At 65.3% G+C, this 18,706-nt stretch carries 18 protein-coding genes; 11 read left to right on the top strand and 7 right to left on the bottom strand.

Going from position 1 to position 18,706, the window contains the following annotated elements:
- Window positions 1–139 precede the first annotated feature (139 nt).
- From B843_RS11865 to adhP, 8 genes are all read left to right on the top strand, one after another.
- A complete protein-coding gene (locus B843_RS11865) occupies window positions 140–883 on the top strand; it encodes a trimeric intracellular cation channel family protein (RefSeq protein WP_025253711.1) in 744 nt (247 codons plus the stop codon).
- A gap of 294 nt (window positions 884–1,177) precedes the next feature.
- Entirely contained in the window at window positions 1,178–2,530 is a 1,353-nt protein-coding gene (locus B843_RS11860; RefSeq protein WP_025253710.1) for an aspartate aminotransferase family protein, read from the top strand.
- Between the two features lie 52 nt (window positions 2,531–2,582).
- A complete protein-coding gene (locus B843_RS11855) occupies window positions 2,583–3,398 on the top strand; it encodes an ABC transporter permease (protein ID WP_244877332.1) in 816 nt (271 codons plus the stop codon).
- 25 nt (window positions 3,399–3,423) lie between these two features.
- Window positions 3,424–4,491, top strand: a complete 1,068-nt coding sequence (locus B843_RS11850; RefSeq protein ID WP_025253708.1) for a taurine ABC transporter substrate-binding protein — start codon at window positions 3,424–3,426, stop codon at window positions 4,489–4,491.
- Window positions 4,492–4,531: 40 nt separating this feature from the next.
- The gene (locus tag B843_RS11845) at window positions 4,532–5,356 is read left to right on the top strand and encodes an ABC transporter ATP-binding protein (RefSeq protein ID WP_025253707.1); all 825 of its coding nucleotides are present in this window, start codon (window positions 4,532–4,534) and stop codon (window positions 5,354–5,356) included.
- Between the two features lies 1 nt (window position 5,357).
- The gene (locus B843_RS11840; RefSeq protein WP_025253706.1) at window positions 5,358–6,413 is read left to right on the top strand and encodes an NAD(P)-dependent alcohol dehydrogenase; all 1,056 of its coding nucleotides are present in this window, start codon (window positions 5,358–5,360) and stop codon (window positions 6,411–6,413) included.
- A 407-nt stretch (window positions 6,414–6,820) separates the two neighbouring features.
- Window positions 6,821–8,341: an acetaldehyde dehydrogenase ExaC gene (gene exaC / locus B843_RS11835; RefSeq protein WP_025253705.1), complete on the top strand. Its 1,521-nt coding sequence runs from the start codon at window positions 6,821–6,823 to the stop codon at window positions 8,339–8,341.
- A gap of 79 nt (window positions 8,342–8,420) precedes the next feature.
- Window positions 8,421–9,461 (top strand): alcohol dehydrogenase AdhP, encoded by a 1,041-nt coding sequence (adhP, locus tag B843_RS11830; protein WP_025253704.1) that lies wholly within the window; start codon window positions 8,421–8,423, stop codon window positions 9,459–9,461.
- A 159-nt stretch (window positions 9,462–9,620) separates the two neighbouring features.
- On the opposite strand, the gene B843_RS11825 is transcribed toward adhP, so the two are convergent.
- Both B843_RS11825 and B843_RS11820 read right to left on the bottom strand, forming a co-directional pair.
- Window positions 9,621–10,820 (bottom strand): alpha/beta hydrolase, encoded by a 1,200-nt coding sequence (locus tag B843_RS11825; RefSeq protein WP_025253703.1) that lies wholly within the window; start codon window positions 10,818–10,820, stop codon window positions 9,621–9,623.
- Window positions 10,817–11,062 (bottom strand): hypothetical protein, encoded by a 246-nt coding sequence (locus B843_RS11820; RefSeq protein WP_025253702.1) that lies wholly within the window; start codon window positions 11,060–11,062, stop codon window positions 10,817–10,819. Before B843_RS11820 ends, B843_RS11825 begins: the two co-directional genes overlap by 4 nt.
- A 110-nt stretch (window positions 11,063–11,172) precedes the next feature.
- Between B843_RS11820 and B843_RS11815 the strand changes: the two genes are divergently transcribed.
- Entirely contained in the window at window positions 11,173–11,994 is an 822-nt protein-coding gene (locus B843_RS11815) for a carbon-nitrogen hydrolase family protein (RefSeq protein ID WP_025253701.1), read from the top strand.
- Here the strand turns inward: B843_RS11815 and B843_RS11810 are convergent.
- Both B843_RS11810 and B843_RS11805 read right to left on the bottom strand, forming a co-directional pair.
- Window positions 11,985–13,190, bottom strand: a complete 1,206-nt coding sequence (locus B843_RS11810; RefSeq protein WP_155895161.1) for a ferredoxin reductase domain-containing protein — start codon at window positions 13,188–13,190, stop codon at window positions 11,985–11,987. The two genes, B843_RS11815 and B843_RS11810, sit on opposite strands and share 10 nt — an antisense overlap.
- 137 nt (window positions 13,191–13,327) lie before the next feature.
- The gene (locus B843_RS11805; protein WP_038595534.1) at window positions 13,328–14,365 is read right to left on the bottom strand and encodes an LLM class flavin-dependent oxidoreductase; all 1,038 of its coding nucleotides are present in this window, start codon (window positions 14,363–14,365) and stop codon (window positions 13,328–13,330) included.
- Between the two features lie 250 nt (window positions 14,366–14,615).
- Here B843_RS11805 and B843_RS13950 point away from each other — a divergent pair, with 250 nt between their 5' ends.
- On the top strand, window positions 14,616–14,765 hold the full coding sequence (locus tag B843_RS13950) for a hypothetical protein (protein WP_169729856.1): 150 nt from the start codon (window positions 14,616–14,618) through the stop codon (window positions 14,763–14,765).
- A 60-nt stretch (window positions 14,766–14,825) separates the two neighbouring features.
- On the opposite strand, the gene B843_RS11795 is transcribed toward B843_RS13950, so the two are convergent.
- Both B843_RS11795 and B843_RS11790 read right to left on the bottom strand, forming a co-directional pair.
- Window positions 14,826–15,374, bottom strand: a complete 549-nt coding sequence (locus tag B843_RS11795; RefSeq protein WP_025253699.1) for a DUF1707 SHOCT-like domain-containing protein — start codon at window positions 15,372–15,374, stop codon at window positions 14,826–14,828.
- 113 nt (window positions 15,375–15,487) lie between these two features.
- Window positions 15,488–15,889, bottom strand: coding sequence for an MmcQ/YjbR family DNA-binding protein (locus tag B843_RS11790; RefSeq protein WP_155895160.1), 402 nt, complete (start codon window positions 15,887–15,889; stop codon window positions 15,488–15,490).
- A 124-nt stretch (window positions 15,890–16,013) separates the two neighbouring features.
- On the opposite strand from B843_RS11790, the gene B843_RS11785 reads away from it, so the two are divergent.
- Window positions 16,014–17,633, top strand: coding sequence for a DHA2 family efflux MFS transporter permease subunit (locus tag B843_RS11785; RefSeq protein ID WP_025253697.1), 1,620 nt, complete (start codon window positions 16,014–16,016; stop codon window positions 17,631–17,633).
- Here the strand turns inward: B843_RS11785 and B843_RS11780 are convergent.
- Window positions 17,574–18,551: a DNA glycosylase AlkZ-like family protein gene (locus B843_RS11780; protein ID WP_025253696.1), complete on the bottom strand. Its 978-nt coding sequence runs from the start codon at window positions 18,549–18,551 to the stop codon at window positions 17,574–17,576. The two genes, B843_RS11785 and B843_RS11780, sit on opposite strands and share 60 nt — an antisense overlap.
- Between the last annotated feature and the right edge of the window lie 155 nt (window positions 18,552–18,706).

Below are 18,706 nucleotides of genomic sequence, written 5' to 3'. Positions count from 1 at the left end.
TGCCGAAAAACCACCACCAACCAACACAAACCACCAGGTCAACACGTCAAGGACTAATATGTCACACCAAAATGACCTAAGTCAGGTTGGGGGTAAACGGCTTTAGGAAGCCCGTGCGCAGGCACTAAGCTGACACATCGTGTCTGACATTGATCCCCTCATCTGGACGCTGTACAAGTCCTTCGACCTGCTGGGCGTGGTTCTCAACGGCATGATCGGCGGCACGATCGCCCGCCAACGCAACTTCGATTTCGTGGGCTTCGCCTTCCTCGCGCTGTTCTCGGCGCTCGGCGGCGGCATGATCCGCGACGTGCTCATGCAGAAGGGCACCGCGGCGGCGATCGCGGACCCGACCTACCTGCTGCTGGCGATCGCGGGCGCGGCCTTCGCGCTGCTGACCCACCTGAAGGGCAAGGCGTGGGAGTACTTCCGCGTCCACGGGGATTCGATCATCTTGGGCGTGTGGTCGGTGACCGGCTGCGTGAAGGCGCTGACCTTCGACATGCCGCTGACCTCGGCGGTGTTCATGGGCGTGCTCACCGCGGTCGGCGGCGGCATGATCCGCGACGTGGTCATGGGCGAGGTGCCCGGCATCTTCGGCGGCGGCCCGCTGTACGCGGTGCCCTCGCTGGTCGCGTCCGTGTCGATGGTTGGCTTCCACGTGGCGGGGATGGATGCGCTCGGGATGATCGTTTCGCCGGTGCTTGGCGCGGGCCTGGCGATCATGAGCTACTGGCGGGGATGGGTGCTGTTTAGAAGCGCGGAGTGGGCGCCGGTGAACATGACCGCGGCGCAGCTGCGTGCGCTCGTTCGCCGCTCGGAGCACAGGGGATGGGTGCTTGGCAGGAAGTCGAGGCAGCCGAAGAAGGGGGAGTTCGAGTAGGGCGTTATTTCGCCGGGGGCGAGGGGAGCCTCTCACTTTCGCGGTTTTGGGGGAGCTTGAGGCGAGGATCAATGGCTCGCGGGGGTAGGGAGTGGGGGTGATCTTGGCTGGGGTAGAAGTGCTGGCCAAAGGGGGGAATTTACCTATTGAACTATAGATAAAATGGGCAACATGCCCTAGCCTATTGGGTGACAGAAAAAGATGGGCTTACTATTACCTATAGCTCAACAGAAACCTTGTTGTGGTTCTGAGCTGAGGAAATATCGTTGTCTCTCATTTTCTTGGAGGGGAAATATGCCTATCCCGCAGTCGGCTGAGGGCCGTAAAGCGTACGAGTTGGATCGAGCCCACGTGTTCCATTCATGGTCAGCGCAAGCATCGCTTGACCCCTTCGTTTTCGCCAAGGGTGATGGGTCATATCTCATCGATGCGGATGGGAAGCGCTACCTCGACTTCTCTTCGCAACTGGTCTTTACGAACATCGGCCACCAGCATCCGCGCTTGGTCGAGGCGATCAAGAAGCAGGCCGAGACATTGTGCACCCTCGCACCCGCCCACGCGGTGGCCTCCCGCGGTGAGGCGGCCAAGCTGATCACCGACCGCTTGCCGGACAGCCTGAACAAGGTGATGTTTACCAACGGCGGTGCGGATGCCGTCGAGCATGCCATTCGAATGGCTAGGCTGTACACCGGACGCTACAAGGTGATCTCGCAGTTCCGTGGTTACCACGGAGCAACCCAGCAGGCGATGAACATCTCCGGCGATAATCGGCGCTGGCCGAACGACTACGGTGCGGGAGCCACGTGTAGATTCTTCGGTCCCTTCCTCTACCGGAGCGTGTACCACGCACGAAGCGAGGAAGAGGAGTGTGAGCGTGCTCTCGAGGCTTTGGAGAATCTGATCGCCTTCGAGGGGCCTGAGGCATTCGCCGCCATCATCCTCGAAACAATCCCGGGCACGGCTGGATTCATGCCTCCGCCGGAGGGCTTCCTGCCCGGCGTTCGCGAGCTCTGCGACAAATACGGCATCGTCATGATCCTCGACGAGGTTATGGTGGGCTTCGGCCGCACCGGGTCTTGGTTCGCGCTCGATCAATTCGACGTCACCCCAGATCTCGTCACCTTCGCCAAGGGGGTCAATTCCGGCTATGTGCCGATGGGCGGGATCGGATTGAGCGATGACATCGCACACTTCTTCGATGAGCGGGCCTACCCAGGTGGGCTGACCTACTCGGGACACCCGCTCGCTGCTGCTGCCGCGGCTGAAACCCTCAAGATCATGGCCGACGAAAAGATCGTTGAGAACGCGGCGCATCTGGGCAACGACGTCTTCGGCCCGGCCCTTGCGGAGCTTCAAGACAAGCATCCAAGCATTGGCGAGGTGCGTGGACGTGGCGCTTTCTGGGCGCTAGATCTGGTCACGGATCGAGAGACAAAGGAACCCCTCAGCCCCTATGGGACGGTCAACGAAAAGATGAAGCAGGTCCTGTCTGTGTGCACTGCAAACGGGCTGCTCGTCTTCAACAACATGCATCGCATTCATATAACGCCACCGCTGAATCTTTCCGATGAGGATGCCCGCAAGGGGCTTGCCATTCTCGACAATGCACTCAGCGTTGCCGATGAGTTCTACGTGGGAGCCAAATAGCTCACAACCTCACAACAGTCATCTGGCGAGAACACGGAAATAGAGGTGGATTGTGCTCAACCAGCGTTTTACAAAGAAATCAAAACTATTGCTACAGGTGAGCGTATTCGTCGCCTTTTTGTTGCTGTGGTGGGGCCTGACTGCGTCTGGGGTCGTCAAACCCTTGTTCCTGCCCAGCCCGAGGGATGTCGTCGTGGCCTTTTGGAACGCAAACACCTGTCAACAGCTCGAGAGTGGGCGACCAACCTGCGGCGCGCAGAATTACTTCCTGTGGCAACACGTCCTAGCTAGCCTCCAGCGCATCGGGATCGGCGTAGGACTTGCACTGGTCGCTGGCGTCCTCGTTGGGTACCTCATGGGTACTGTCGAATGGATCTACGTGGCAGTGGAACCGTACATCAACTTTCTACGAGCATTGCCACCGCTCGGATACATCGGCCTATTGATCGTCTGGTTTGGTATCGGAGATACGTCCAAGATCTGGTTGCTGTTTCTCGCAGCATTCTCTCCCATCGTCTTGGGCACGATCTCGGGAGTGCGAAACACACAACAAAACCGCATTTTAGCGGCGTACACGCTGGGGGCGAACCCTCTTAGCATGTTGTGGAAGGTTATCGTCCCCTCGAGTTTGCCCGATGTTCTCAGCGGCATTCGCTTGGCCGTCGGGTTTGCATGGACGACTGTGGTCGCGGCCGAAATTAACAATGGCATTCCTGGAATCGGCGGGCTGGCCTATGTTTCTGGTACTCAGCTCAATACCGCGCTCACGATCGCCTGCATCATCGTCATCGGAATCGCTGCCTTGCTTCTCGACGCTTTTCTGAAGTGGGCGTCCAAAGTACTAGTGCCGTGGCAAGGCCGTGCTTAATGCACGCAGAAAGAAGGTGAGTGCAGTGAAGGAAACAAGAATCCTCAAGCTGGGAACGGCGGCCTCGATAGCGGTCGCTGGTGTGAGTCTGACCGCGTGCGTCGGACCGCCGGCGAATCAGCTGGCGGAAAAGTGGGGGATGATCGAAGCGACGACGACGGAGTGTCCTGTTGCCGTAGACGAGTCGGTCACCGGTGATGTCACGCTCGGCTGGCAGGCCATCCCGAACGGCGACCTGATTGTTTACCAGCAAGGACTCCTAGAATCCTGCATGCCCAATGCCCATATCACCTGGCAAAGATTCGATGGTGGTGGGGACGTTATCCAGTCTTTTGGCGCGGGAGATATTGACCTTGCAACCCTCGGATCGGCGGGCGTGGCCAAGGCCCTGAGCAAGCCCCTGAGCTTCGACGCTAGGGTCACGTGGGCGCTCGATGTGATTGGCACCTCGGAATCGTTGGTGGCGCGCGACCCGCAGGACACGACCCTGCAGTCGCTCAGAGGTAAGAAGATAGCGGTTCCGTCTGCATCAACTTCTCACTATTCCCTGCTTCAGGCGCTCAAGCAGGCGGGGATGAGCGACACCGACGTGCAGCTCGTCTTTATGGCGCCTGACAAGATCCTCGCTGGTTGGCAAAGCGGTGATATAGATGCGGCGTGGATTTGGGATCCGACGCTTTCCCAGTTGAAGGAAAGCGGCGTTGTGGTGACCTCGTCTGCAGAAACTGCCAAGGCAGGGGCACCGACCTACGATCTTTCGATGGCGCGCAGCGACTTCGTATCCGACAACCCGGGCTTCATGAACAAGTGGGTCGAGCTGGAGAACTACGCGGCGAAGATGATTTCCGATTCTCCGGACGAAGCGGCACCGATCATTGCCGAAGCGCTCGGGACGGACGCGGATCAAGTCAAGATCCAGCTTGAGGGCTACCAGTACCCGCAGGCTGCGGAACAAGATAGCGAGAACCTATTGGGCGGGAAGCTCGGTGAGCAGCTTTACGACGCCGCAGGGTTTCTCAAGTCGGTCGGGCAAATCGATGCGGTGTCGGATAAGGACATCTACCTGAACGCACCCGTCACGGATTACTCATGACCTTTTCGCCGAACACGACAACGTGATTGGAGCAGCAATAATGCCTACCTACTTTGAACCGAATAGAGGCTACAGCCCGGTAATCGAAATCGATGAGGTCTCCCAAACCTACGTGACCGACTCGGGCGAAAAGGTCGTGGCCTTGGCACCTACAAACCTCACCATCGAGCCAGGCGAGTTCGTTTGTATCGTGGGGCCGTCCGGATGCGGAAAATCGACCATGTTGAAGATGCTCGCGGGCTTCCTAGTCCCGACGACTGGAGAGATTCGCCTCAATGGAAACGCAGCGACGAAGCCAGGCAAAGACCGCGGCGTGGTTTTCCAGCACGCGAATCTCTATCCGTGGATGAGCGTGAAGGAAAACGTCGCGCTCTACGGTGTGTTTCAGAAGCTACCGAAGAATGAGCGTGAGGCGACGGCGGAGAAGTTCCTCAAACTGGTGGGGTTGGAGTCGTTCATGGACAGGAAGACGTACGAGCTGTCCGGCGGCATGCAGCAACGCTGCCAGATCGCACGGGTGCTCGCAGCCAATCCTGAAGTAGTCCTCATGGATGAGCCTTTCGGCGCACTCGATCCCAACACGCGAGAGCGGCTCCAATTCGAGCTGCTGGAAATATGGCGGCAAAACAAGCGGACCTACTTCTTTATCACCCACTCCGTGGAGGAGGCCGTCCTGCTGTCGACCCGCACGCTTGTGATGAGTCCACGCCCGGGCAGGGTCATCAAGGACATCGGCATAAAGATTGGCGAGGGAAACCTCACCGACCGCGAAAAACTCCATCACCCGGATTTCGCAAGGTATTGCCGCGAGATTGCCGATTCTATTAGAGAAACCGAAACTGACCTAGAACTGGAGGATGCCTAACATGCAAAGACAAGGGCAGGCAGTCACCGCCCTAGCGACAAAGAGCCTCGGCGGCCCGCTCGAGCCGGTGACCCTCGAACGCAGGGAGCTTCGCACGGATGACGTGTCCATTCGCATCGAATTCGCTGGAATATGTCACTCCGACATTCACACGGTCCGCGGCGACTGGGGCGAGCGTCGTTACCCTCTGGTCCCCGGGCACGAAATCGTGGGAATTGTCGATGCGGTAGGGGACGCCGTGTCTCGCTACAAGGTCGGCGATCGAGTGGGTGTAGGCTGCTTCGTCAACTCCTGTGGAGAGTGCGAGGCATGCGACTCCGGCGAGGAATCCTATTGCTTTGAAGGTCCGATCGGCACTTACGGTGTGGTCGACCGCTATAGCGGAAACGAATACACGCAAGGCGGTTATGCAACGGGGATCGTCGTGAAGGAACGCTTCGTGGCGCGCATCCCCGAAGGGCTTGATCCGGCCGCGGCCGCTCCGCTCTTGTGTGCCGGTATCACCACCTTCTCCCCGCTCAAGCACTGGGGCGCGGGGCCCGGCAAACGAGTCGCCATCGTCGGTGTGGGCGGGCTTGGTCATGTCGGAGTAAAGATTGCGGCCGCTATGGGTGCGGAGGTTACGGCCTTTTCGCATTCGGATTCCAAGAAGGCAGATGCCCTTTCCTTCGGGGCTGTCCGCCACGTCTCAACGAAGGACGGGCTGCCGGAGTCTCTGTGCAATTACTTCGATCTCATCATCAACACGGTTTCTGCGGAGCTCGACGTCGATGCCTACCTGTCCTTGCTGCGGTTCAATGGGACCTTTGTGCAACTGGGGCTCCCAGCTGAACCGATGGTGACGAGGGCACGATCGTTTACCCAGAAACGTACCTCGATCTCCGGATCGCTTGTTGGCGGGATGCGGGAAACCCAAGAGATGCTCGACTTTTGTGCCGCCCACTCGATTGGCGCGGAGGTAGAGGTAATTCCTGCAAGCTATGCCAATGAGGCTTACGAACGCACGATGGCTTCCGATGTTCGATATCGATTCGTCATCGACGCTCAAACGCTGTAGCCACCGCCTTTTACGATTCAGGAACAGGAGGGTGCGTCCGTATGTTGCGCGGGCGCACCCTACGTGGCGCGGGGGTGTCGTGGGGGGGATTGTAGCGGGACTTTGGTCTTCGGGAATTGTGAAGAGGTTAGCCATGCAATCGGGTGCATGTGCAGCATTTGTGAATTTTGTGAATCCTGAACAAGTCGCCTTCGACGAAACCGAGTAAGTCAGATCTAACTTCTTATAGAAAAGTGACCTAGCACACGTTAGTGTGGTGGCAATCGCGGATGTGGTTCCACCACACTTTCTCCTGGGGTGGGGCCACGTCGCGGGCATTAATTGAAGGCATTTCGCTTGTCGACGACTACGCAGGCGGCCACAAGCTCGCCACGAACTCACGTTTCCCAGAAGAAAGGGGCTGGAAAATGACTGTTTACGCAAACCCAGGCACCGAGGGCTCGATCGTTACCTACCGCGATCGTTACGAGAACTTCATCGGCGGAAAGTGGGTTCCGCCCGTCGACGGCCAGTACATGGACAACATCACCCCGGTCACCGGCGAGGTGTTCTGCCAAGTGCCGCGCTCGCAGGCGGCGGACGTGGAGCTCGCGCTCGACGCGGCGCACGCGGCCAAGGACGAGTGGGGCAAGACCTCGCCCGCCGAGCGCGCGCTCATTCTGCACCGCATCGGCGACCGCATCGAGGAGCACCTCGAGGAGCTGGCCGTGGCCGAGACCTGGGAGAACGGCAAGGCCGTGCGCGAGACGCTCGCCGCCGACATCCCGCTGGCGGCCGATCACTTCCGCTACTTCGCGGGTGCGATCCGCGCGCAGGAGTCGCGCACCTCCCAGATCGACCACAACACCGTGGCCTACCACTTCCACGAGCCGATCGGCGTCGTCGGCCAGATCATCCCCTGGAACTTCCCGATCCTGATGGCCGCCTGGAAGCTGGCGCCGGCGCTCGCCGCGGGCAACTGCGTGGTGCTCAAGCCGGCCGAGCAGACCCCGGCGTCGATCCTCTACCTCATGGAGATCATCGCGGACCTCCTGCCCGCGGGTGTGATCAACATCGTCAACGGCATCGGCGAGGAGGCGGGCGTTGCCCTGTCGGGCTCCAACCGCATCGGCAAGATCGCGTTCACCGGCTCCACCCAGGTCGGCAAGATCATCAACAAGGCCGCGGCCGACAAGATCATCCCGGTCACCCTGGAGCTCGGCGGCAAGTCCCCGTCCATCTTCTTCCCGGACATCATGGAGTTCGACGACGCCTTCCGCGACAAGTGCGTCGAGGGTCTTGCGATGTTCGCCCTCAACCAGGGCGAGGTCTGCACTTGCCCGTCGCGCGCGCTGGTGCACGAGTCCATCGCCGAGGACTTCCTCGCGCTCGGCGTCGAGCGCGTCAAGCGCATCAAGCTGGGCAACCCGCTCGACTCCACCACGATGATGGGCGCGCAGGCCTCGCAGGAGCAGATGGACAAGATCACCTCCTACCTGGACATCGGGCCGAAGGAGGGCGCGGAGGTGCTCACCGGCGGCCACGTCAACAAGCTCGAGGGACTGGGCGGCGGCTACTACATAGAGCCGACCATCTTCAAGGGCACCAACGACATGCGCATCTTCCAGGAGGAGATCTTCGGCCCCGTCCTCTCCGTCGCGACCTTCAAGGACTTCGACGAGGCCATCAAGATCGCCAACGACACCAACTACGGCCTCGGCGCCGGCGTGTGGACCCGGCACCAGAACACCGCCTACCGCGCGGGTCGCGCCATCCAGGCCGGCCGCGTGTGGGTCAACCAGTACCACAACTACCCGGCGCACGCGGCGTTCGGCGGCTACAAGGAGTCCGGCATCGGGCGTGAGACCCACCTCATGATGCTCGACCACTACCAGCAAACCAAGAACCTTCTCGTCTCCTACGACGAGAACGCCACCGGCCTGTTCTAAGACCCGGGCGCGCACGGCGTCGGAAAGCAAGCAAGAAAGCGACCATGACCACCTAACCTTCCGCAAAAGGAGCACCACCATGACCACCATCGATCTGCCCGATCGCTTCACCGGAGCGGTCGTCGAGGAGTTCGGGCCCGAGCTCACCATCAAGGAAGTTGACCTGCCGGAGCCCGGCCCGAATCAGGCGCTGGTAAAGCTTCTGGCCTCGGGCATCTGCCACACCGACCTCCACGCCGCGGAGGGCGACTGGCCCGTCAAGCCGGAGCCGCCGTTCATCCCTGGCCACGAGGGCGTGGGCGAGGTCGTAGCGCTCGGCCCCGGCGAGCACGAGGTGGGCATCGGTGACTTGGTGGGCAACGTGTGGCTGTGGTCGGCCTGCGGCACCTGCGAGTTCTGCCGCACCGGCTGGGAGACGCTGTGCAACGAGGCCGAATACGGCGGCTACACCGTCGACGGCTCGTTCGGGCAGTACATGCTGGTGGACACCCGCTACTGTGCGCGCATCCCGGAGGGCTCCGACCCGCTCGAGGTCGCACCCATCCTCTGCGCGGGCGTGACGGTGTACAAGGGCCTGAGGATGACCGAGACCCGCCCGGGGCAGTTCGTGGTCATCTCGGGCGTGGGCGGCCTCGGCCACATCGCGGTGCAGTACGCGGTGGCCATGGGCATGCGCGTCATCGCGGTCGACGTCGCGGAGGACAAGCTCTCGCTGGCAAAGAAGCACGGCGCCGAGTTCACCGTCAACGCCCGCGACGAGGATCCGGCGGCGGCCGTGGAGGCATACACCAAGGGCGGCGCGCACGGCGTGCTGGTCACGGCGGTGCACCCGCAGGCCTTCGCCCAGGCGATCGGCATGGCGCGCAAGGGCGGAACCATCGTGTTCAACGGCCTGCCGCCGGGGGAGTTCCCCGCGCCGATCTTCGAGATCGTGTTCAAGGCGCTCACCATCCGCGGCTCGCTCGTGGGCACGCGCCAGGATCTCGAGGAGGCGCTGGACTTCTACGCCCGCGGCAAGATCCACCCCACCGTCCACGAGTGCAAGCTCGACGACGTCAACAGCGTCTTCGAGGACATGAAGCAAGGAAAGATCGACGGGCGCATGGCGATCCGCTACTAGCCCACAATCAATCCACACATACTTTCCCGCACCCGACCCGTTTTGCGACAGTCACGATCGGGCGCGGGAGCACATACCACCCCATCGCAAGTCAGCGCGGCCAGGTCCCCTTTCACCCATTTTTGCGGCCCCTTCGCTTGTGGCGGGGTCCTTGCGTGCCTAGGCCCCCTTCGCCGTCGCGGTTTCTGTAAGCAGCCCGCGCAGCTTGTCGACGAACACCGGGTCATCCACGTACCCCGAGTGATCCCCCGGCACCCGCCAGCGCTCAAAGCCGCTGGTCGCCGCGGCGGGGTCGCGGCCGTGGACGGCGAGCTCGCCGGTGCCGGCCAACCCGATGGGGTCGCGGTCGCCGAGCACCGCCACCACCCGTGGATCCTCGCCGCGCAGCGTCAGCTCGCCGGGCACGCCGGGGCTGCCCATGAGCACCAGAGCGTCGGCGTCGAGCCCCTCGCCGGTGGCGGCGTGCCCCGCGACGGTCGAGCCGTAGGAGTGGCCCGCCACCACCAGCGCGGCGCCGGGATTGCGGCCGCGCAAGCCGGACTGGAACTCGCGCAGCCGCTCGCCGCCGGCGCGGGCGGGTGCGGTGCTTAAGGCCTCCGGCACGGAGTCGGGGGCCTCGTAGCCCAGCCACATTATGGTGGCCGCGCCGGTCGAGCGGTGGAGCCGCTCGGCGCGCCCGAGGTTGCCCTCCCACCCGGCCGGGTCGGAGGATCCCACGCCCGCGACCATCGTGACCACGCAGTCCGCGGAGTCGAGGTCCCCGAACGCCGCCGCGATCGTGCCGTCGCCGACCTCGAGGAGGCGCGCATCGGGGTAGCGCTCGGCGAGGGCGAGGACCTCAGGCGGGGCGCCGAGGAGATTGACGGCATTGACCTCGTCGAGCCTCACCCCGGCGAAGTCCCCCAACGAGTGCCGGGGCGGCGGGGCCAAAGGCGTGCACAGCCTGGCCGCGGCCTCGATCTCCTTCGCGCACGCCAGGTCGAGGGCTCGGCCGAGTCCTACGAGGTCGCGCAGGATCGCGCTGATAAGCCCGGAGCGGTCGGCTAGCTCGTGCGCGGGGGACATCCCGCCCACGCCCGCGACCAGCCGGTAGGCGCGCTCGAGCTCCTCCTGGGCGATCGCCGTGAGCAGCAAGGCGGCCTCCATCCTCCCCAGCGCCATAAGGGGTGCGCCAAGCTCCTCGAGGATGTCGCCGAAGCGCCTGCGTCCGGCCGCGAAGGCGGGGGAGTCGAGCAGAAGAAAGTCCTCGCCGAGCGCGTCGGTGGCCGCCGCACGCTCCGCGGTGAGCACGGCGGAGTCCCGCCCGAGGCGTGCGGCCTCGGCGCGCAGGAGCGAGGCATCGAGTACGAACGGGGTCATGCGCCGCTCCCCTCGAGGCGGCGGGCAAGGCCGACGTCGATGGCGGCCAGCTCCCCGATGAAGGCGTGCAGGTCGTGGCGGTGGGCGTCGAAAAGCGAAAGCACCTGGCGGAGGGAAACGGTGAGGGCCTCGCGGGCGGTGAGCAGCGCGGCGGCGGTGGCGCTGGGGCCGGCCTCGGTGGGGGACGGCTCGGTGAGCGCGAGCGGGCGGATACGTGCTGATGATTCGAAGCTGAGATTCATGCCCCCACCATCGCCGCGCGAGCAGGGGCCGTCAACCGCCGCCCGGAAATCGGGCCGAAATCTGTGGATAAGTTGGCGCGCGGCGAAGTTATCCACATATATTGGGCACCATGCGCATAGCACTAGGACAGATCTCGAGCATTCGCGATAAGATGGCGAATTTGGACAAGGTCCGCCACGTCGTGCAGGAGGCGGCGGAGGAGGGGGCCGAGCTGGTCGTCTTCCCCGAAGCGACCATGCAGGGGTTCGGCACCGGCCGCCTCGACAGCCAGGCCGAGCCGCTCGACGGCGAGTTCGTCACGGCCCTGCGCGAGCTGGCAGAGGGCTACAACCTCGCCCTCGTCGCGGGCGTGTTCACCCCGGCGGATACCGTGGAGCGCGACGGCAAGACCATCAACCGCATCACCAACACGCTGGTCGCCTGCCTGCCCGACGGGAGCCTTTTTACCTACGACAAGATCCACACCTACGACGCCTTCGGGTTCGCGGAGTCCGACACCGTCGCCGCTGGCAAGGAATTGAGCACCTTCCTGTACAAGGGCGTGCGCTTCGGCCTGGCCACCTGCTACGACGTGCGCTTCCCGCAGCAGTTCCGGGCGCTGGCGCGCCGAGGCGCGCAGGCCATCCTCCTGCCCGCCTCCTGGGCGACGGGGAAGGGGAAGCTCGAGCAGTGGCGGCTGCTCACCAGGGCGCGCGCGCTCGACTCCACCTCGGTGATCGTGGCGGTGGGGCAGGCCCTGCCGCTCGACGAACGAACCGCCGCGGCCCCCAGCGGGATCGGGCACTCGGGCGTCCTCGCCCCCGACGGCACCACCATCGCCGAGCTGGGCGAGCAGGCAACGCTCGCGGTCTACGACGTGGACCTCGAGGAGCAGGTCGCCAAGATGCGCACGAGCCTGCCGGTGCTGGATTACCCGGAAAACTACCTCTGATTGGCGCGGTGGCGGCCGTCGGCGCCGACGGCCCACAGGCTGGGCTGCTCGCACACGCGGGTCTGGATGTGCCCGCGCGGGGTGCCCGCCGCGCGCATGAAGCCGACGGTGGCGGCGACGCGTTCGCCGGGCCCCGCGATGAGCACGTCGCGGTCGCCCCAGCTGCCGAAGCTGGAGACGATCTCGCCCACCTCGCCGGTCTTGCGCAGGTGCAGGCCGCGCGGCGGGGCACTGTGCTCGGTGGCGGCCACCCACCACGGGTCCTCGTCGTGGAGGCTGACCGGGGTGACCGACAGCCAGGGTGAGCTGGCGGCGATCTGCCACAGGCCCATGAGGTCGTAGAGCTCGCCGGGGTACTCGGCGGACAGGAACAGGTGCGTGCGCACCTGCGGGCCGTTGATGAGCCGGTCGATGACGACCGTGCGGATAGGCGCCAGCCCAATGCCGTGCGCGATGAGCAGGTCCTCCCGCTTCTTGTCGAGCACCCAGCCGCCCTCCTCGCCGCTGTGGGGGCCGAGCCGCCAGATGTCGCCGACGGCGGCAGCCGACATGAGCTTGGTGAGATCCGAGCCGCCCGCCTGGGCAGGGTCGTGGAAGACGTGGAACTCGATCTGCCCGTGCTCGTTGGTGGGGTTGGCGGGGTAGTGGTATTCCACCGCGCCCGGCAGGAACGCGACGGAGACGCTCACCGACTGTCCCGGCTGATAGGCGATGGCCTGGTCCGCCTCCAACCGCACGACCGTGTACCGGCGGCTGCGGCGCTGGACCTGGGCCACGCGCGCCTCGGTGGCGGGCTGCGGCGGGTACGCGGTCAGCCGCTCGACGACGGTCCTGGCCAGCTGCTGCAGCGCCCGTTCGATGGGGAGCACCAGCTCGAAGGGCTGTCCGCCCGCGGTGATGAGCATGGCGCGGTGGGCGGACTCGGCCAGCGGCTCGAGGTCGTCGACGCGCAGGCCGTGCGCGCACAGGGTGGTCGCCCGCTGCAGAAACCGCTTTTCGACGTCCAACGGCAGCTTGCCCTCGGAGTCGCAGCTGCGCGCGAGCAGGGTGAGGGCGTCGGCGATCGCGGGCGTTGCCCGGATGCGGGTGCGCGCATCGCGTTGGGTGGCGAAAAACATGTCGAAGGCGATGGCGGAGAGTTCCTCGCGGTTGCGAGAGATGACGTCCGCCACTGCCCGCAGCGGGGAGGTATTCACAGTCCCCATTTTGCACCACGGCACAAGTTTGGTGGTACAGCGCCTGGCCTGTGTCGCGGCGGCCCAACCGAAAGGCCCGACCTCGCGGCGTGAGCTGCGCGATCGGGCCTTAAAGGCTGCGGCGTTGGGACGAGCCGTTAGTGGCTGGGCTTCCAGCCGAGCGCCGGCGCGACGTGCTCGGCGAAGGCGGACAGCAGCTTCACGTTGAGCTCCACGCCCGCGGTGTTCGGGATGGTGAGCAGCAGGGTGTCGGCCTCCCGGATCGCCGGGTCCTGGGAGAGCTGTTCGATGAGTTCGTCGGGCTCGGCGGCATACGAGCGGCCGAAGGTGGCCGGGCCGTCCTCGCCGAGGGAACCGATCTGGTCGCGGCCGGTGGCCTGGCCGGCGAACACCCGGCGGGTCTGGTCGTCGACGATCGGGAAGATCGAGCGGGAGATGGACACGCGCGGCTGCCAGTCGTGCCCGGCCTCGGCCCACGCCGCGCGGTACTGCGCGATCTGCTCGGCCTGCAGCTCGCCGAGGCTGCGGCCGTCGGCCTCGCTGACGAGCGTGGAGCTCATGAGGTTGACGCCGTCCTTGGCGGCCTGGATGGCCGACTTGTTCGTGCCCGAGCCCCACCAGATGCGCCTGCGCAGCCCCTCGGAGTAGGGGAACACCGGCAGCGCAGAACCCGGCTGGTAGATGTACGGGTACTGCTCCTCCGCGGGGGCCGCGGTGGCCACGCCGTAGCCGGAGACCGCGTCGAGCAGGCGCAGGAACTTCTCGCGCGCCATGTCGGCGCCGTTGGGGGCCTCGGCGGTGTAGCCGAAGGCCTCCCAGCCGCGCAGGGCGGGCTCGGGTGACCCACGGCTCACGCCGATGGCGAGCCTGCCGTCGGCGATGAGGTCGAGGGAGCCGAGCTCCTCCGCGAGGTAGAGCGGGTTCTCGTAGCGCATGTCGATGACGCCGGTGCCCACCTCGATGTGCGAGGTGCGCGCGGCGATCGCGCTGAGGAGCGGGATCGGGGAGGAGGCCTGCGGCGCGAAGTGGTGTACGCGGAAGTTGGCGCCGTTGACGCCCAGCTCGTCCGCGGCGACGGCGATGTCGATCGCCTGGTGAAGGACGTCCCTGGCGTTGGGGCCCTGTTGGTTTCCGATGGCGTGGTGGCCAAAGGAGAGAAAACCGAATGATTGCATGCAGTTAGTTTAGGTGACGTGTCAATAAAAGTGTGAACGGGTGGCAATCTTCCTGCTTGGGGGCCAAAGTGACGCAAGATCCTCGTCACCTCGGGTGTGAGCTAAGAAGCTGCTGACAGAAATGATAGCCAAGCGTATCGTTTTAGGTAGATGTTCAACAATGACAGGGTGCCCCCGCCGGTGCGCGACCCCTTTCGCCCGGCGCGCTTCGGCATCGCTGCAAGAAGGAAAAGGAAAGGAGGAGCCCACCATGTCCTGCCAGATTCACGAGAATCACGACCACGTCCACGGCCCAGGCTGCGGCCACGAGGCGGTCCAGCACGGCGACCACGTCGACTACCTGCACGACGGTCACCGCCACCACCTGCACGACGGCCACTGGGACGAGTGCGAGGCATAACCCCTCGTTAAGAAGAAGCGGGGCTGCCGCCCACGAAGGGAGGCGGTCGCGCTTCGTGCGTTAGTAGCCCAGCTCCCGGCGCTTGTCCGCCGCCTGCTCGAGCCGCTGCATCCGCTCGCGCTGCTCGGCGCCGCTCAGCTTCTCGTACAGCTCCTCCTCCTCGGGCGTGAGCCGGAAGGCCCGGCGCACGGCACCGCTGGCAACGCCCGCGATGGGGAAGACCAGCCAGAAGTACTGCCAGTGGAGCACGAATAGCGAGACGAAGAAGATCACCATCGTCGCTCCCCACACCGCCGCGTCCACCTTCTGGACGACCTCGGCGCGCTTCATCACGCGGTCCAGCTCGCCCTGGGCCTCATCGATGGTCTCTGCCCGGTACGGGTTCCGGGAGGCGGGCGCCTTGGCGTCGTCAAGCGGGGGCAAATCGACAAAGAGCGCGTCGATGTCGCCGCGGACCTTGGCGATTGCGGCCTTGCCGGAGCGCTCGTCGAACTCGGCGACGTCGAGGTGACCGCCCGCGAAGTACAGCCCCAGCCGGTCGAGCGCGGCCTTGCGGTCGGCATCGCCCACGCGCAGGGTGCCGGGGTCGTTCGTCTCGTTTGCGGTCATAATCGCGTCCTTTTCTTGTGCTTTCCGACGCCTACGGTGCCGCACCGTATCGGCAAGCGCTTCCAAGTATCCCCATTATGGCCTCGAACGCATGGGTTGGCACGGGCGGGGCGCTAGAATCCCGCCCCGAACTGCCGCAGACCGTGGTTTTCCGGATCCACCGGCCGTTTCGCCCGCGGCAGGCCCGCGACGACGGCGAGGTAGGAGTCGGTGATGAGGTCGCGGACGAGGTTCTCGCTAATGCCGGGGCCGTCGACGATGGAGTTCCAGTGCACCTTGTTCATGTGATAGCCCGGCGTGATCTCGGCGTAGCGCGCCCGCAGGCGCTCGCCCTCCTCGGGGATGGCCTTGACGATCACCATGGGCACCCGCTGCGGGTTCTCCTCCGGGTGGCTTAACACGCAGAACATCTTGTCCTTCACGCGGTAGACGTCCCAGCCCGCGCCGAAGGGGTGGGTGAGCTCGGTGGCGGGGAGCTCGAGCGCGTGCTCCCCGGCGATGCGGAAGAGATCCATGGGCCCCATTATTGCAGGATCAACCATTTGGGTGATTACCTCGCGCGGCGTGCGGCGGAGGATAGAGGTAGATACCAACGCAGTGTCGACATCAATACTTCGATCACGAATCGGGTGACCTCCCATGGCCTCCGCTGCCACCACAGAAACCACTGCGCCACGCGGCGCGCGCCAAGCCCAGCCCGAGGGCGGCTGGGGCATGCTCGCCGTCCTCATCGTCGGCGTGGCCCTCATCGTCCTCGACTCCACGATCGTCGCGGTCTCCCTGCCCGCGATCATCTCCGACCTCGGCCTCACGCTCACCAACGCCGCGTGGATCACCTCCCTGTACTCGGTGGTTTTCGCCGCGCTGCTGCTCACGATGGGCACGCTCGGCGACCGCTTCGGCACCAAGAAGATGTTCCTTATCGGCCAGGTGTTCTTCGGTGTCGGCTCACTGGTCGCGGCGATGGCCTCCAGCTTCGCCCCGCTGCTCCTGGCGCGTGGCATCCAGGGGATCGGCGGCGCCATCGTGCTACCCGCGACGCTTGCCACGATCAACGCCACCTTCCGCGGGCCCAGGCGCGCCGCCGCGTTCGGCATCTGGGGCGCGACCATGGCCTCGGCGGCGGCGATCGGGCCGCTGGCTGGCGGGGTGCTCACCGAGCAGCTGAGCTGGCCGTGGATCTTCCTCGTCAACCCGCCGATCTGCGCCGTGCTCTTCGTGCTCGCGATGAGGCTGCTGCCGGAGACCATCGCCAAGCGCTCGCGGAAGGGCTTCGACGTCGCGGGCACCCTGCTCAGCATGGTCGCCTTCGGCACGATCGTCTTCGGGCTCATCGAGGGCGAAAGCTACGGCTGGTGGTCCGCGCGCGGCGAGTACTCCCTCGGCGGCGTCTCTCCCGCGCCGCTGGCCATCATCATAGGCCTCGTCGCGCTCGGCTTCTTCGTCGCGCTCGAGAGCGCGCGGGCCCGCCGCGGAAGGGCCGCGCTCTTCGACCCCTCGCTGCTGAGGCTCCCGAGCTTCCTCGCCGGAAACATCACCGCCATGACCGTGTCCATCGGCGAGTTCGCGGCGCTGTTCGTCCTGCCGCTGTACCTGGTCAACGTCGCGGGTCTGGGCACGATCCGTTCCGGCGTCGTGCTGGCCACCATGGCGCTCGGCGCGATCCTGTCCGGCGTGGCGGCGCGGCACCTAGCCACGAAGCTGGGGCCCGCGCTCACCGTGGTCGTGGGGCTTATCCTCGAGGTGGTCGGCATCGTCTCGGCGGCGATCGTGGTCGCGCCCGGCGCGTCGATCGCCTGCCTGTCCGCGGTGCTCGCCGTCTACGGCGCGGGCATGGGGCTGGCGTCCGCGCAGCTCGCGTCGGTGATCCTCCACGACGTGCCGCTGGAGAAGTCGGGCATGGGCTCGGCCACCCAGTCCACCTTCCGCCAGCTCGGCTCGGCGCTCGGCGCGGCGTTCGCGGGCACCACGCTCGCCGCCGCCGTCGGTTCCTATCTCCCGCAGCAGCTTGTCGACGGGCTGAAGCTGCCGCCCGAGGCCGCCCAGTCGCTCGCGGACGCGACCGCGACCACTGCGGGCTCGGCGATGAACGCTCTATCGGCGAAGCTGCCCGACCCGCAGGCGGCGCTGGGCATCCTCCACGACGGCTTCAGCCACGGCACCTCCGCGGCCCTCTACGTCGCCGCCGCCTGCCTGGCCCTAGGCCTTGTGTCCTCGCTCGTCCTTCTTGCGCAGGCTCGCCACTCCGACGCCGCCTGACATCACCCACGGCCATCCCAACCCGTTGCTGGTGAGCACGTCCTTGCGCAGCTCGTCGTCGACGATGATCGACTTGTCCGCATACCCGAGCAGGTACTCGTCGAAGGCGGGCAGCTCGAGCCGCAGCTCCAGCGCCGCCGCGAGCTCCGAGGGGGTGACGTCCTCTTGCCACTCGGCCATGTAGTAGCCGTCGACCTCCCACTGGCCTTCCAGCGCCTTCCTCGCCTGCGCCTTGGTGAGCATGGTCCACCAGGCCAGGTCCGCGACCGCCACCGGCCCGTGGCCCGAGGCGTAGCGGGCACCCAGCTCCTTGAGCGCCGCCTCGCCCTCGAGCTCCGCCTGCTCGACGCCCAGGGCGTCGACCAGCACGAACGTCTCCTGCGCGCCCTGTTTGGGGCCCTGAACGATGTCGCCCTGGCCGCCGAAGAACCGCAGCAGGTGGGGGCCGCGCCCGCCCGCCGGGTCCACCCCCGCCTCCTCGAAGGCGGCGTAGATCTCCTTGCGGGGCACCGGGTTTCCGCTCCCGGCGGCGAGGAGCGTAGCGACGAGCGCCTCGTGGGCGCGGGCCGCCGTGGCGTCGTCAAGCTGCAAACCGCCGCGGCGGGCGATCTGCGAGGGGGCGACGCGCGGGTGCAACAGGCGGGCGAGCCAGCGGGCGTCCTCCGCCGCGAGGAAGTGGAGGGTGCCGCGCTGCGGCCAGGAGCGGACGATCCGGCCGGCGCGGACGGCGGCGAGGACCTCCTCGTCGCTGCTCGAGCTGCGCAACGCGAGCGAGCGGATGCCCGCCGGGTAGGTCTGCCCCTGGACGGCGAGCAGCCCGCGAGCGGCCTCGAGCGGTGAGGAAAACGCCGGGCGCGCGGCGGAGCCGGCGAGGCCGTGGGCGATGAGGCGGCGGGCGAGCAGCTCGGGGGTGTCCATGGGGACGAGTGTATCGAACGAGAAGTTGAGTCGAGCGCGCTCAAGAAAAATATCTATAATTTTGAAGTTGAGCGGAACAAACTCAACTTCGTTTGCGTTGAGGGGATTAGGAGCCGCGAGAACGGCCTCTGACCTGAACATATGACAAACGACAA

Source organism: Corynebacterium vitaeruminis DSM 20294 (assembly GCF_000550805.1).
Taxonomy (GTDB): domain Bacteria; phylum Actinomycetota; class Actinomycetes; order Mycobacteriales; family Mycobacteriaceae; genus Corynebacterium; species Corynebacterium vitaeruminis.
This window is presented reverse-complemented; position numbering and strand designations above follow the sequence as displayed.